Below are 13,780 nucleotides of genomic sequence, written 5' to 3'. Positions count from 1 at the left end.
CCGACAGTTTTTCGCGGCGGCCCGCGTGCGCACTAGCAAGCAAATGGTGCAAAAACAAGAGCTTGTCTCACATCCGTCACCGTCCTACTTTGCAAGCGTGCAGCTCATGCTCCTCCCCGTTCTTGCACCACTTCGCGACATCCGCCGCGAAGATGTGCACGCGCCCGTACTCGACGAGTTCATGGGCGGACTCGGGGTGGGTTACAGCTACGGGCCGCCCTACGGGCAGCGCCTGGTGACCTGGGCCGACCTGCAGCGCATGGAGCTGCCGAGGCGGATGCTGCGCCGCCAGGCCGCGCACAATCTCGACGGCCGGCTCGGCGCCGCGCAGGTCCACGGACAGCCGCCCGCCCTCATGCTCCAGTTCGACGGGATCGCCTCGACCCTGCTGCTCGCCGAGCCGTTCTGGGCAGGTCTGGAGCGTGCGGTGCCCGGTGAGCTCGTGGTCGGCGTACCCGCCCGCGACGTGGTCATCGTGACCGGTTCCCAGTCCCCGCCCGGACTGGCGAAGGTCCGGCGCGCGATCGACAGGATCTTCTTCGCCGGCGACCCTCACCTGCTGTCCCGCAAGTTGCTGGTCCGGCGTCGCGGGGTCTGGGAAGTGTTCACCCAGAACCTCGCCCATGCCGCTTTCTGAGGTGTACGCCCAAGCCTCCCGCCCGTACCACACCATCCGCTCGGTAGCGACCTTGTCCACAAGCACCCGGTTATCCACAGGTGCGGCCTCCACCGCGAGCGGCGACCGGTCGATCTGACCGATGCTCCTTCCCGAGTCCACCACGGGAGGAGACGGACATGTATGAGACGACCATGACGATCGTCGGCAACGTGCTCAGCGAGCCTGAGTGCCGCCGGCTGGAGGAAAGCAAGCAGCTGGTGACCAACTTCAGGGTCGCCGCAACGTCCCGGCGCTACGACCGCCACCAGGAGCGCTGGGTCGACGGGGACACGCTCCGACTGCGCATCATCTGCTGGCGCCAGCTGGCGGAGAACGTGATGCGCTGCGTCCGCGTCGGCGACCCGGTCATCGTCACCGGCCGGCTGTCGAGCCGGAACTGGGAGACCGAGGACCACGTCAAGCGGGTGACCTATGAGCTGGAGGCCGCATCCGTGGGCCACGACCTGATGCGCGGCCGGTCGAAGTTCGCCCGGGTCAAGGCGAACACGATGGTCAGCGCCATCGACGACGAACTGGCCGATGCCCGGATCGCCGGCCAGCCGAGCACCCCGGTGGCCGCGGTCAACGACCTGCCTCGCCATCGTGACTACGACGCCGAACTCGGCGGCTTCGTCACGACCGTCGAGGAGCCGGCGCAGGACGCCACCAGGGATCCGTTCGCGGAGGACGTCCTGACCGAGCTCGACAGTGCGATCAGCGCCGCCTTCGACGGCACGGCGGTCGCCGCGATGGCGGGCTTCACCGCACCGGACGACGCGGCGGAGCTCATGACTGCCGACGTCGCACCGGCCGGCGAGTCCACCGCCGGGGACGGGCCGGTCACCGCCGAGGAGGGATCGGAGAGCTCGGACGACGACAACACCTCGGGCGAGTCCGACGACTCGGCTGGTAGCCGGCGCCGGCGTAACCGGGGCGGCCGGGTCGCGGTGCCCGCCTGACGGTCCAGGTGGGTCGTGACACCGCACCACTCGGCGTCACGACCCACCATCGGGCCCAGAACCAGGCCAAACCAGGCACTGGCAGTCCACGACCAGGCAAGGCCCACAACCAGGCCCACCGTCAAACCCACGGCCGGACGCACGACCGGCCCGACGTTCAGGCCCACAACCAGACCACGCCCAGACCTACGACCAAGCCGGGCCCACGACCAGGCCTGCGACCAGGCAGACCTGGGACCAGGCCCACCGTCAGGCCCGCGGCCAGACTCACGACCGGCCCAACGTGCAAGCCCACCGCCGGACCCACGATCGGCCCACAAACCACGACCGGACCCACAACCACGACTGCGGGGCCGCGACCAGGGCCGCGACCAGGGCCGTGGCCTGGGCAAATCGGGCTGGGCAGCGTGACAGCCACAGGTCGGCGCCAGCCGGGCAGTGACAAGCCCACAGGGAGGACAACGACGAAAGGCGACCCGAACGACCCGAAGCGTGACTCCGCCGCCACCCGCTGCGAATCCAACGGTGCACCAACGGAACCCGCTTGTGCCGGACGGCAATGAATGCTGTCCTGAGAGCGTCGATTTGGCTCCCCACAAGCGAATCATCCGCCGCAGGCGGTAGCCTGTCCGTCGACATGCGCTCGTAGCTCAGCGGATAGAGCAGGGGACTTCTAATCCCAAGGTCGTAGGTTCGATCCCTACCGGGCGCACCAAGGTTCGCACGCTGGAGCGTGCCTGCCGATCCGTCGCGTCGTTGCGACCCTGAAGCGGGCTTCCGCTGGTCAGGTGGCCCGCTGGAGGTGTCAGAACCGTCTCAGCCGGCTGCGGACGAAGGCGCCGCTCTGCTCGACGAACGCCTGGATCGCCGTCTTGTAGTGCCCGTATCGCAGTTCGAGCTCGTCGGGATCGGTGTTGCCGCGGCGCCAGTACGCGCCCAGGCGCTTGCCGGCGTCGGACATCTCCTGCAGGGCGGAAAGGAGCGGTTGGTGGCGGCAGAGGATGTTCAGTCTGGCCGCGGCGAGGCGATAGGCGGCCAGGTCCCAGCCGTCGACCCGGCCGGCCTGGCCCAGTTCGCGCTCTTCCCACAGGCGGTTACGGAAGTCCTCGGAAAGCGAGACCAGCTGGGAGCACTGCTCCAGCACCAGTTCGGAGCGGCGCACGCTGCTTTCGCCGCGCCTGGTCAGGTACTGCCCCACCAGCGCGATCGCGGCGCCGGCGGTTGCGGCGATCAGCGTCATCCATGCTGCCACCGGATCAGTCTGCGGGGTGCGAGGGGCGTGGTCGAGGTGTCGGGTCGATGACGTCTGCACGCAATGCGACGTGGGATGCGCGGTTGGCAACACCTGGGCGGGGCGGGTCCGGCACGGTACAGGGTATGCGACTCAGGACCAGGTTCACCGAGGCGTTCGGCCTCACGACTCCGATCGCGCAGGCCGGCATGGCGTTCGTGGGGATGACGCCGGAGTTGCCGGTGGCGGTCAGCAATGCGGGGGCGCTCGGCTCGCTCGGGGTGGGGCTCATGCCCGCGCCGGCGTTGACGCAGACGATCGCGGCGATACAGACACAGACGGACCGGCCGTTCAACGTCAACTTCATCACCGTCTTCACCGAGCAGGCGCAGATCGACGCCGTGTGTGAGGCCGGGGTGGCGGTCGTGTCGTTCCACTGGGGGCATCCGAAGCGGGCCTGGATCGACCAGTTGCACGCCGCGGGGGTACGGGTCTTCGAGCAGCTCAGCTCCGTCGACGCGGCGAAGCGGGCGGTTGACGACGGGGTCGACGTGGTCGTGGCGCAGGGGCAGGAGGCGGGTGGGCACAACGCGGCCACGCTGCCGGTCTTCGCGCTGGTGCCGCTCGTGGTGGACGCGGTCGCGCCGGCGCTGGTGCTGGCCTCGGGAGGGATCGCCGACGGGCGTGGGGTGGCCGCCGCGCTGATGCTGGGTGCGGACGGGGCGTGGGTGGGCACGCGGTTCGTCGCCACCGGGGAGTCGGACGCGCACGACGGGTACAAGAGCCGGCTGGTGAGTTTCGACGCCACGGAGACGGTCAGCACGTCGATGTTCGGGCCCGAGACGCCGGACTTCAACCCGATGCGGGTGCTGCGCAACCGGGTCGTGCAGGAGTGGCTGGACGCACCCGCGCCGGAGGAGGACAAGGTCATCGGGGAGACCGTCCTCGGCGGTGAGACGGTGACCATGCACCGGTACTCCAACCTCGTGCCGATGCGTGGGCTCACCACCGGCGACCTGGAGGAGATGCCGCTGCTCGCCGGGCAGGGGGTCGGCCTGGTCACGTCGCTGCTGCCCGCCGCCGAGGTCATCGCGACGATGACCAGCGACGCGGTGGCGATGCTCGGCCGGTACGGCGGCTAGCCCCGCACCGACAAGGGCCGGCACGGGGGTTGGCCCCACACCGACAAGGGCCGGCACGGGGGTTGGCCCCACACCGACAAAGCCGATACGGGGTTGGCCCCGCACCGGCAAAGGCCGACACGAGGGTCAGCCCCGCACCGACAAGGGCCGATACGGGGGTTGGCCCCGCACGCAAAAGGGGGTTAGCCGCAGCACCAAGACGGTGGTCAGTGGGCGTGCTGGTCGGCCGGTGACGGCGAACAGTGAAGGGTATGACTCTCCTGACCACCGGCCGGCCACCCGTCGCGGTGCGCGCCGCCGCCGGGTTGTGGCTCGTCGCCGTCGCGCTCGGCGCCCTGGAAACCGTCATCGTCGTCGGCTCGGGGCAGGCCGGCGAGAATCCCCTGGCCGGCGTGCTGTTCCGGATCGCCGTGTACGCCGCGGCGATCCTCACCACGCTGCGGATGCGGGCCGGGCGCCGGTGGGCGCGCCTCGCCCTCGCGCTGGTGCTCGGCATCGTCGGCACCCTGTCGCTGATCATCGAGCCGATCTCCTGGCTCGCCGACGGCAACTCGCTGAGCGCCGTCGTGGACGACGCGGACCTGACCTGGTGGGCGATCGCCACGTCCAGGGCGCTGCACGTCGCCGCCGTGTGGGCCGCGGTCCCGCTGATGTTCACCAGGTCGGCGAACGCGTACTTCAAAAAGACCGGATGAAGAGTCGGAAGGACGTCGCAACCATGTCGGAGGATGTCGCGCCAGGCGTTGCATGGCAGGCGGACAGCGGCATAGGAGACGTGCACGGTGGACAACCGCAGCTACTGGACGACGTCGGCGCAGGCGCCGGAGCAGCAGTTCACGCATTGGCGGGAGCTGATCTGTGAGGCGTTCCTGGCGCTGACGCCCGAGTCGGATCTGCGGGGCGGGTTCGCCGGGTCGGTGACGCAGTGGTGGCTGGGCGGGCTCAGCCTGGCGCGGATCGAGTCGCAGCGGCAGACGGTGCACCGCACCGAGGCCGGCGTGCAACGCGACCCGATCCGCGGCTACTACGCGAATCTGCAGGTCCAGGGCATCAGCCTGATGGCGCAGCACGGGCGGGTGGCCACGCTGCGACCCGGTGACCTGGCCGTGGTCGACGCCGACGAGCCGTTCCGGTTCGAGTTCGGCGGGGACTTCCGCCAGCTGTCGCTGTTCATCCCGGCCGCGACGCTCGACGACCACGAGGCCACCGCGCCGAGGACCGCCACCGCGATCGACACGACGACCGGGGTCGGCGCGGCCGTGCGGCACTCGTTGGAGAGCCTGGCGCAGCGACCGATGCGGGAACCGGCCGCGGCCCGCCTGGCCCTGCACGCCGCCGGGATGCTGTCGATCGCGCTCGACCCGTCCATCCTGACTGCGGTGCGTTCGCCCAGGTCGTACCAAACCTGCCTGAACGACATCGAAGAGCACCTCACCGATCACGATCTGTCGCCGGCGGCCACCGCGCGCCGGCTCGGGGTCTCGGTGCGCACGGTGCACGGATGGTTCGCCGGGCACGAGGCCTCCTACGCCGCCACGGTGCGGCGGTTGCGGCTGGAACGCGCGGCGCGGCACCTCACCGACCCCTCGATGCGGCATCTGCGGGTCATCGACGTGGCGACGGAGGCCGGGTTCGGCAACGTGGCGAGCTTTCACCGGGCGTTCCGGCAACAGTTCGGCCGTACGCCGAATGCAGCCCGCGGCTAGCTGCAGGACACCGCGCGTTCATCGACCATGATGAAAGTATGCGGCATGAAGAGGCTCAGCCGCCGCACGTTCGTCCTCAGTGGACTGGCCACCGCCGGGGCCGTCGCACTGCCGTTGACCAGCGCACAGGCCGCTATTCCGTTCCCGTTCAAGCTCGGGGTCGCCTCCGGCGAACCGGCCGCAGACAGCGTTGTGCTGTGGACCCGGCTCGCTCCGTCACCACTCAACGCCGACGGTCAGGGTGGCATGGCGAACGCCGACGTCACCGTCGACTGGCAGGTGTCCACCACCGACACGTTCGCCTCGCTGGTCGCCTCCGGCTCGGTAACCGCCCGCTACGCCGACGCGCACTCCGTCCACGTGGTCGCCGGTGGGCTCGCGCCCGACGCCGAGTACTACTACCGCTTCCGCGCGCAGGGTCACCTCTCCCCCGTCGGGCGCACCCGGACCGCGCCCGCGGTCGGCACCGTCGGCCGGGACCTGGTGATGGCGTTCGCGTCGTGCGCACACTACGAGTCGGGCTACTACACGGCCTACCGCCGCATGGCCGAGGACCGCCCGGACCTGATCCTGCACCTGGGCGACTACATCTACGAGGGTGGCACCGGCACCGGCGGGGTCCGCGCGCACGCCGGTGCCGAGATCGTGTCGCTCGCCGACTACCGCCGCCGGTACGCGCAGTACAAGTCGGACCCCGACCTGCAGGCGGCGCACGCGATCGCGCCGTGGCTGGTGGTCCCCGACGACCACGAGGTCGAGAACAACTACGCCAACATGGTGCGCAACGACAGCAGCCCCGCGCTGACCACGGCACAGTGGACCGCCCGGCGCACCGCCGCCTACCGCGCCTACTACGAGAACATGCCGCTGCGGCCGAGCCAGGCGCCGACCGGCAACAGCATCCCGCTGTTCCGGCGCGTCCGGTGGGGCACCCTCGCCACGTTCCACATGCTCGACACCCGGCAGTTCCGCGACGACCAGGCCTGCGGCGACGGCTGGAAGGTGTGCGCCGCCGCGGACTCGACCACGCGGTCGCTCACCGGCGCGGCGCAGGAGGCCTGGCTGCTCGACGGGCTCGCGCAGCACTACGGCACCTGGGACATCCTGGGTCAGCAGGTGTTCTTCGCCCGGCAGTTCGACGCGAGCGGCGCCGCCAGCATGGACGCCTGGGACGGGTACCGCGCCTCCCGGGCCCGCATCCAGCAGGGCTGGCTCGACCGTTCGGTGCGCAACCCGCTGGTCCTGACGGGTGACGTCCACGCGGCGTGGGCCAACGACCTGAAGGCCGACTACGCCAACAGCAACTCGGCGACCATCGGCACGGAACTCGTCTGCACGTCCATCACGTCCGGCGGCAACGGCTCGGCGGCGACCGCGATCCCGAACGTCGCCACGAACCCGCACCTGAAGTTCCACTCCGGGCTGCGCGGCTACGTGCGGACCACGATCAGCCCCGCGCAGGTCAGGGCCGACTTCCGCGCGGTCACCACGGTCACCGAGCACGGCGCGGCCGCCACCACCCTCAAGTCGTTCACGATCCTCGACGGCCAGCCCGGCCTTCGGGCCCTGTAGGAGTCACCTCAATGGTTTTCGCAACCTCAGCCACCGCGGTGGTGCTCGCCGCCGCGTCGATGACGTGGACCACCGCCAACAGCGTCGCCACCGGCGACCAGGACACGCCCGCCATCGCCGCCAACCGCAACGGGCAGGTCGCCGTCGTCTGGGAGGACGACCGTGACACCACCGCGCCCGAGAACAACAGCCACTCCGACATCTGGCTGCGGCTGTTCACCGACGGCGTCGCCAAGTACGAGCTCAAGTTGTCGGCCGGCGGCACCTCCGGCACCAACTGGAAGCACATCAGCCCCGATGTGGGCCTGGACGACAAGGGCAACGCCGTCGTGGTCTGGGCCGAGGACCCGGACGGCAACGGCGCGTTCAACATCGTCTACCGGGTCGTCTCCCCCACCGGCAGCGTCACGGCCTCGGGCCGGGCGAACGCTGACGCCGCCGGCGACCAGATCCTGCCGAAGGTGGCCGTCGACCCGGACGGCGCGCCGGGCACGGCCGCCGTCGCGTTCAGCGTGGTCTGGGAGGACGTGCAGGGCAGCGTGTACACCGTGAAGGCCGCCGGCTACACCGGCCCGACGACGAAGGCCTACGAGGTGACCGCCTCGCAGACCACCGGCGGGCACCACCGGCCCGACGTCGCGGTCCCGGCCTCCGGCGACGCCATCGTCGTCTGGGACGAGGACGCAGACGCCAACGGATTCTTCAATGTCGGTCTGGTACGGCTGGCAAAGTCCAATGGCGCGGTCAACCTCACCCGGCGCACCGCCAACAGCCTCGGCGACGGGCAGCAGCGCGGTGCCGCGGTCGCGGCGTCGTTCTCGGGCTCGTTCGCGGTCGCGTGGGAGTCCGACCACACCGGCACGGCCGGGGTGTGGACGCGTTCGTTCGCCGCCGACGGCACGCCGCGGCACGTGGAAACGGTCGTCGCCAACGGTGCCGCCGGCGCTTCGATCGGCGTCGACGACCAGTTCAACACCGTGGTCGGCTATTCGATCGGCCAGGACGTCCTGGTCCGCGGCTTCAACCCGGACGGCACCGGCACCGGGCGGCTGGCGGCGCAGGTCCTCAGCCAGACGGCGACGGGGCGTCAGGAGCAGCAGGCGGTCGCGGTGTCGCCGTGGGGTGAGGTCAGCGTCGCGTACACCGACGACAACGACGGCAACACGTTCGACCAGGTAATCCTCGGATACGGCGGGTCGAACTCCGACTGGTGACCGTCGGGCCTTCGGCCTGGACCGCACCTGGCCTCGGCCTGGACCGCACCTGGCCTCGGCCTGGACCGCGCTTGGCCTCGGCCTGGACCGCGCTTGGCCTCGGCCTGGATCGCGCTATTGTTGAACCGTCAACGAGTGAGGAGCGCACATGATCCAGGTCGAGGTCTGGTCCGACATCGTCTGCCCGTGGTGCTACATCGGCAAGCGCCGCCTGGAGACGGCCCTGTCCCGCTACGACGGCGCGGTCACCGTCGAGTGGCGCAGCTACCAGCTCGACCCGTCTACACCGGTCGGCGACCCGCGCCCGGTCGGCGAGTCCCTCGCCGCGCGCAAGGGCCTGTCCGCGTCGCAGGTCAAGGGCATGTTCGCGCAGGTGACGCAGATCGCGGCCGACGAGGGCCTGGCGTACGACTTCGACCGCGCCCGCACCGCCAACACGCTGGACGCGCACCGGCTGCTGCACTTCGCCAAGGGAGCCGGGCTCCAGGCGGCGCTGAAGGAGCGGCTGATGCACGCGTACTTCACCGAGGGTGCCGACATCGGCGACCAGGCCGTGCTCGTGGGCCTCGCCGGGGCGGTCGGGCTGGACGAGGTGGCGGCCAAGCAGGCCCTCGCCGACGGCTCCTACGCGGCGGACGTCCGCGCGGACATCGCGACCGCCCGCGAGTACGGCATCAACGGCGTGCCGTTCTTCGTCTTCAACCAGCGGGTCGGCGTCTCCGGCGCGCAGCCCGTGGAGGTGTTCGAGCAGGCCCTGCGCCAGTCGTCCCTCACCGTCCTGGGCACCCCGTCGTCCTCCTCTGGGGATGCCTGCGCCGACGACTCGTGCGCGATCTGAACGATCATTCAGCTGCATGTGCACTTGCGGGTGCGGATGGTAGGACGATCGCCGGAACAGTCAAGTGGCAACTTGCGACTGCACGTGCACCGCGGACGTGAATGACTGCGCTGAGGCCGACACAAACGGCGCCGCCGGTTCTACGCTGCATCTATGAGCGCTGACGTGCTGCACGCCTTCCGTATGCAGGTCGCCCGTGGGGTGCGCCGGTTGTCCTCCGACGATACCGATCAGGTGACGACGCTGCTGGAACAGCTGGGCTACCCGCAGGAGGGGACCGACATTGCGGGGCGCATGCGCTCCTGGGTCGACCATCCCGACGGCGGCGCCTTCGTCTGGGACGAGCGCGGCCGCCTGCTCGGTGTCGTCGCCGCCCACATCATCCCGTCGTTCGAGAAGGACGGCTCGTGGCTGCGGATCGTCGCGCTCGCCGTCGACGACTCCGCCCGCGGCCGCGGGATCGGCACCAGCCTGGTCGCGGCCGCGGAGACGTTCGGCCTGATGCGTGGCTGCCACAGCGTCGAGGTGACCAGCCTCCGCACCCGCGAGGGGGCACACGAGTTCTACAAGGCGCTCGGGTATCAGGACCGCTCGGACGCGGCCGGCCGCTTCCTGCGACAACTCCCCTGATGCCCCTTTCGCCCGGCATGTGATTTTGTGCAGGGCGGGCGAGATTAGCTGCTCCTCCCCGCCCCTGCTTCACCGGCCGGCAGTGGGGCCTTGTCAGCTGTTCAGCTTGATGGTGAGCGACTTGGCGACCTCGACGAGCCCCGTGTCCGCCGACGCGGGGAGCTCGCCGCCGCCCAGGTCCGCGACGGAGAGCACGACGATCAGGTTGCTGACCCGCATCGTGATGATCTGGGGCTGACCGATCGCCTGCACCCGCTGACGGATCGCCTGGTCGCCTACCCCGTCGAGGCGCTCGGTGCCGGCGTTGCCGACCACATCGAGATACCGGGACGCGAGCTCGGGGCCGCCGACCGTGCCCTTCTTGGCCACGACGGTGAAGCCGACATTGAGCTGGATCTTGCCGTCGCCCGCGGTGCAGTTGTCGCCGTCGGATTCGACCTTCGCCGTCGGCACCACCGCGGCCACCATCGACGCGTCGAGCACGGCGCAGTCGGGGGTGGACCGGAAGCGCCCCGCGTCGGCGAAGACACCGAGCGTGAACGCCACGCCCAATCCCGTCGCTCCGATCACGGCGACCACCGCAAGGACGATCAGGGCAATTCGCCAGATCCGCTGCACTGCGCCATTCTAGGGGCGCGCCCGCCAGGTGCACGTGCGAGCATCTTGTGCGCAGGTTGAAGTCCGGCTTAAGCCCATGGCCCTTGGCCAGCGGGTTCTGATACCACCAATGGCAGTGGAACCACATGAGACAAGATCAACCATGACCGCCTCTCGGCAACAACGCCCGGCTGGCAGCCTCGCCGCCCCGGCGGCACGACCCGTCGAGCACAACAGCGCCGGACGGTTCCTGCTGCGCACCCTCTTCTGGGGTGGCTTCGCGCTCGCGCTGCTGCCGTGGTGGCTGGGCACGAAGGCCGGCACGATCGACACCACCGCCGAGATCTTCCAGTCGGCCGGCCGGGTCACCGGCCTGATCGCGGGCTACCTGCTGCTGGTGCAGGTCATCCTCATGAGCCGGGTCGCGGTCCTCGAGCGCTGGATCGGCGCCCGGCACCTGGGCCTGTGGCACCGCGAGCTCGGCGGCTCGGTGCTGATCACGATCCTCGCGCACGCGTCGCTGATCACGGTCGGCTACGCCTACGCGGACCGGGTCGGCTTCGTCAGCGAGATCGGCACGATCCTCGCCGAGTACGAGGACATGGTCACCGCCTTCCTGGCGGCGGGCATGCTGGTGTGCATCGGCCTGCTGAGCATCCGCGGGCTGCGCCGGGCCCTGCCCTACGAGCTGTGGTACTTCCTGCACCTGACCGCCTACCTGGCGCTGCTGCTCGGCTTCGCGCACCAGTTCTCCAACGGGCAGGAGCTCTTCAAGCCGGGCCTCGGGCGGACGCTGTGGATCGGCTTCTACGCCGTCATGATCTGCGCGGTCGTGTGGGGCCGGATCGTGGCGCCGCTGACGCTGAACCTGCGGCACCGCCTGAGGGTGGCGGACGTGGTCGCCGAGGGCCCCGACATGGTGTCGATCTACATCACCGGCAACCGGCTGCACGACCTGGACGCGCAGGCCGGCCAGTTCTTCCGGTGGCGGTTCCTCTCGCGGGGGCTGTGGTGGCAGGCACACCCCTTCTCGCTGTCCGCCGCGCCCAACGGCCGCTGGCTGCGGCTCACCGTGAAAACGGTCGGCAGCCACACCAGCGCGCTGCGCGACCTGCGGCCGGACGTGCGGATCTTCGTCGAGGGCCCGTGGGGCGACTTCACCGCGAGCCGCCGGGTCAAGTCGCGGACGGTGCTCATCGCGGCCGGCAGCGGCATCGGGCCGATCCGGGCGCTGCTCGAGGAGCTGCCCCCCGGCGCCGTGCTCATCTACCGCGCGTCGGCCGTGCACGACCTGCACCTGCGCGACGAGCTGGAGCACCTCGCGGAGCTGCGGCACGCCACCCTGTGGTTCGTGGTCGGCGACCGGCGCGACCCCGGCCCGCGGCGCCTGTTCACCCCGACCGGCATGCGCGAGCTGGTGCCCGACATCGCTGAACGCGACATCTACCTGTGCGGGCCGGACGGGCTGGTCACGCAGTCCCTGCAGGTGCTGCGGCGGCTGCGGGTGCCGCGGCGGCAGATCCACCTCGACCCCTTCGAGTTCTAGAGCCGTGCTCCCGTTCCTGAGAGTTGGTCCCTCGTGAGACGCGCGATGATCGCCCTGATCGGCACCGCGGCGGGCACCGTCCTGCTGGTGAGTGCCAAGGCCGGCTTCAGCAGCCCGACCGACCGGCCGCTGAACCCGCAGGCCGCCGGTGCGACCGGGCCCGTGCCGAGCGGCTCCGTGCCGCCACCGTCCGGCGGCCCGGCCCCGGCCGGGACGATGCCACCGGGCAACGGTGGGGCGACCACCACGACAACCACCGCGGCACCCCCAGCGGGCGGCGCCACGAAGACGACGAGCGCGCCGAAGCCGACCACCGCGGCACCGAAGCCGCCGCGCACCACCATGAAGGACGGCACCTTCGGCGGCAGCAGCGTCTACGTCGAATACGGAAACGTCGAAGTGTCGATCGTCGTGTCCGGCGGCAAGATCACCGACGTCAAGGTCCTGGACTCGCCGAGCGACCACTCGCGGTCCGTGCAGATCAACAAGACGGCGCTGCCGAAGCTCAGGTCCGAGGCGCTGTCGGCGCAGAGCGCGAACATCGACACGGTCTCCGGGGCCACCTACACCAGCTCGGGCTACAAGCTGTCCCTGCAGGCGGCGATCGACCGCGCGTTCCAGGCGTGACCCGTGCTGGTGCGGGTCGAGCACGTGATGGGGATGGCGGTCAGCCTCGACCTCGCCGATCCCCTGCCGGTGCCGGAGCTGGAACGCCTCGCCGACGAGGTCTTCGACTGGCTCCGGCTGGTCGACACGACCTTCAGCACCTACCAGGCCGACAGTGAGATCAGCCGGCTCGGCCGCGGCGAGCTGCGGCGGGAGGACTGCTCGCCGATGGTGGGCGAGGTCCTCGACCGGTGCGCGTCGCTGTGGGACGAGACCCGGGGCTACTTCGACATCATGGCCGGTGGCCGGCTCGACCCGTCGGGCTACGTCAAGGGTTGGGCGGTGCAGCGCGCCTGTGACCGGCTGCAGCTGCTCGGCTCCTCGAACCACTGCCTGAACGCCGGCGGCGACATCTTCGTCCGGGGCGCGGCGCCGGGGCGCTCGGCGTGGCGGGTCGGGGTGCGGCATCCGTGGGAGGCGCTGTCGCTCGCGTGGGTCCTGGAGGTCACCGACATGGCGGTGGCCACGTCTGGCACGTATGAGCGTGGTCTGCACGTCTACGATCCCTTCACCGGTGAGCCCGCTGCCGCCCTGCGCTCGGTGACCGTCGTCGGGCCGGAGCTCGGCACGGCGGACGCCTACGCCACGGCGGCCCTGGCGATGGGCGAGGCGGGCATCGACTGGCTGGCCCAGCTGCCCGGCCACGAGTGCGCGGTCGTCACCGAGGACGGTAGGGCGATGCGGTCCGACGGTCTGCCTGTGGTCACGGACGACTGACGCAGCGTCTCCACCTACGGGCGGACAGGCCGGCGTCGTGACGGCGGGTCGCAGATCTCGACCGGGTGCTCGCAGGTCAGCACCGAACCTTGAAGCGGGCGACCTCCAACTTGTGGTCACCGACCGCGCGGCCCCAGACCTCAACCACGCGCTCGCGGGTCGACGCAGCGCTCTCGACGGCAGGCTCCAGTGGCCACCGGCCGCGCAGGCCCTGATCTCGACCAGGCGCTCGCGGGTCGACGCAGCGCTCTCGACGGCAGGCTCCAGTGGCCACCGGCCGCGCAGGCCCTGATCTCAACCAGGC

14 protein-coding genes and 1 tRNA gene are annotated in these 13,780 nt (G+C 70.5%); 13 read left to right on the top strand and 2 right to left on the bottom strand.

Translation table 11 applies throughout. The annotated features are described in order from the left end of the window. The first annotated feature begins 97 nt into the window (after positions 1-97). From ACFPIJ_RS04800 to ACFPIJ_RS04790, 3 genes are all read left to right on the top strand, one after another. On the top strand, positions 98-637 hold the full coding sequence (locus tag ACFPIJ_RS04800; protein WP_203847881.1) for a DUF1444 domain-containing protein: 540 nt from the start codon (positions 98-100) through the stop codon (positions 635-637). A gap of 158 nt (positions 638-795) precedes the next feature. Continuing rightward, a complete protein-coding gene (gene ssb, locus ACFPIJ_RS04795; RefSeq protein WP_380113375.1) occupies positions 796-1,617 on the top strand; it encodes a single-stranded DNA-binding protein in 822 nt (273 codons plus the stop codon). Between the two features lie 639 nt (positions 1,618-2,256). After that, positions 2,257-2,332: transfer RNA gene (locus tag ACFPIJ_RS04790), tRNA-Arg, on the top strand. 90 nt (positions 2,333-2,422) lie between these two features. Here the strand turns inward: ACFPIJ_RS04790 and ACFPIJ_RS04785 are convergent. Then, on the bottom strand, positions 2,423-2,857 hold the full coding sequence (locus ACFPIJ_RS04785) for a hypothetical protein (RefSeq protein ID WP_380113374.1): 435 nt from the start codon (positions 2,855-2,857) through the stop codon (positions 2,423-2,425). Between the two features lie 137 nt (positions 2,858-2,994). Between ACFPIJ_RS04785 and ACFPIJ_RS04780 the strand changes: the two genes are divergently transcribed. From ACFPIJ_RS04780 to ACFPIJ_RS04750, 7 genes are all read left to right on the top strand, one after another. Continuing rightward, on the top strand, positions 2,995-3,990 hold the full coding sequence (locus ACFPIJ_RS04780) for an NAD(P)H-dependent flavin oxidoreductase (protein WP_380113373.1): 996 nt from the start codon (positions 2,995-2,997) through the stop codon (positions 3,988-3,990). Between the two features lie 251 nt (positions 3,991-4,241). Beyond that, positions 4,242-4,685 (top strand): hypothetical protein, encoded by a 444-nt coding sequence (locus ACFPIJ_RS04775; RefSeq protein ID WP_380113372.1) that lies wholly within the window; start codon positions 4,242-4,244, stop codon positions 4,683-4,685. Positions 4,686-4,772: 87 nt separating this feature from the next. Further along, entirely contained in the window at positions 4,773-5,696 is a 924-nt protein-coding gene (locus ACFPIJ_RS04770; RefSeq protein ID WP_380113371.1) for an AraC-like ligand-binding domain-containing protein, read from the top strand. Between the two features lie 45 nt (positions 5,697-5,741). Next, a complete protein-coding gene (locus ACFPIJ_RS04765) occupies positions 5,742-7,268 on the top strand; it encodes an alkaline phosphatase D family protein (RefSeq protein ID WP_380113370.1) in 1,527 nt (508 codons plus the stop codon). 11 nt (positions 7,269-7,279) lie between these two features. Further along, positions 7,280-8,482, top strand: coding sequence for a hypothetical protein (locus tag ACFPIJ_RS04760; protein WP_380113369.1), 1,203 nt, complete (start codon positions 7,280-7,282; stop codon positions 8,480-8,482). Between the two features lie 148 nt (positions 8,483-8,630). After that, on the top strand, positions 8,631-9,320 hold the full coding sequence (locus ACFPIJ_RS04755; RefSeq protein WP_380113368.1) for a DsbA family oxidoreductase: 690 nt from the start codon (positions 8,631-8,633) through the stop codon (positions 9,318-9,320). A 153-nt stretch (positions 9,321-9,473) separates the two neighbouring features. After that, positions 9,474-9,950: a GNAT family N-acetyltransferase gene (locus ACFPIJ_RS04750; RefSeq protein WP_380113367.1), complete on the top strand. Its 477-nt coding sequence runs from the start codon at positions 9,474-9,476 to the stop codon at positions 9,948-9,950. Between the two features lie 93 nt (positions 9,951-10,043). On the opposite strand, the gene ACFPIJ_RS04745 is transcribed toward ACFPIJ_RS04750, so the two are convergent. Beyond that, a complete protein-coding gene (locus ACFPIJ_RS04745; protein WP_380113366.1) occupies positions 10,044-10,568 on the bottom strand; it encodes a hypothetical protein in 525 nt (174 codons plus the stop codon). 142 nt (positions 10,569-10,710) lie between these two features. Between ACFPIJ_RS04745 and ACFPIJ_RS04740 the strand changes: the two genes are divergently transcribed. The 3 genes from ACFPIJ_RS04740 to ACFPIJ_RS04730 are packed head-to-tail and all read left to right on the top strand — an operon-like array spanning position 10,711 to position 13,476. After that, a complete protein-coding gene (locus tag ACFPIJ_RS04740) occupies positions 10,711-12,093 on the top strand; it encodes a ferredoxin reductase family protein (RefSeq protein ID WP_380113365.1) in 1,383 nt (460 codons plus the stop codon). Positions 12,094-12,126: 33 nt separating this feature from the next. Continuing rightward, entirely contained in the window at positions 12,127-12,720 is a 594-nt protein-coding gene (locus ACFPIJ_RS04735) for an FMN-binding protein (protein WP_380113364.1), read from the top strand. A 3-nt stretch (positions 12,721-12,723) separates the two neighbouring features. Continuing rightward, entirely contained in the window at positions 12,724-13,476 is a 753-nt protein-coding gene (locus ACFPIJ_RS04730; RefSeq protein WP_380113363.1) for an FAD:protein FMN transferase, read from the top strand. Positions 13,477-13,780: the final 304 nt, after the last annotated feature.

Source organism: Dactylosporangium cerinum (assembly GCF_042653625.1).
GTDB lineage: Bacteria > Actinomycetota > Actinomycetes > Mycobacteriales > Micromonosporaceae > Dactylosporangium > Dactylosporangium cerinum.
Note: the sequence above shows the minus strand (reverse complement) of the source record. Positions and strands in the feature narration are given on the sequence as shown.

Excerpts from the sequence above, each read along its gene's own strand:
- ssb (WP_380113375.1), top strand. The coding sequence starts at position 796 with ATGTATGAGACGACCATGACGATCGTCGGCAACGTGCTCAGCGAGCCT.
- ACFPIJ_RS04785 (WP_380113374.1), bottom strand. The coding sequence starts at position 2,857 with ATGACGCTGATCGCCGCAACCGCCGGCGCCGCGATCGCGCTGGTGGGG.
- ACFPIJ_RS04780 (WP_380113373.1), top strand. The coding sequence starts at position 2,995 with ATGCGACTCAGGACCAGGTTCACCGAGGCGTTCGGCCTCACGACTCCG.
- ACFPIJ_RS04775 (WP_380113372.1), top strand. The coding sequence starts at position 4,242 with ATGACTCTCCTGACCACCGGCCGGCCACCCGTCGCGGTGCGCGCCGCC.
- ACFPIJ_RS04765 (WP_380113370.1), top strand. The coding sequence starts at position 5,742 with ATGAAGAGGCTCAGCCGCCGCACGTTCGTCCTCAGTGGACTGGCCACC.
- ACFPIJ_RS04760 (WP_380113369.1), top strand. The coding sequence starts at position 7,280 with ATGGTTTTCGCAACCTCAGCCACCGCGGTGGTGCTCGCCGCCGCGTCG.
- ACFPIJ_RS04755 (WP_380113368.1), top strand. The coding sequence starts at position 8,631 with ATGATCCAGGTCGAGGTCTGGTCCGACATCGTCTGCCCGTGGTGCTAC.
- ACFPIJ_RS04750 (WP_380113367.1), top strand. The coding sequence starts at position 9,474 with ATGAGCGCTGACGTGCTGCACGCCTTCCGTATGCAGGTCGCCCGTGGG.
- ACFPIJ_RS04740 (WP_380113365.1), top strand. The coding sequence starts at position 10,711 with ATGACCGCCTCTCGGCAACAACGCCCGGCTGGCAGCCTCGCCGCCCCG.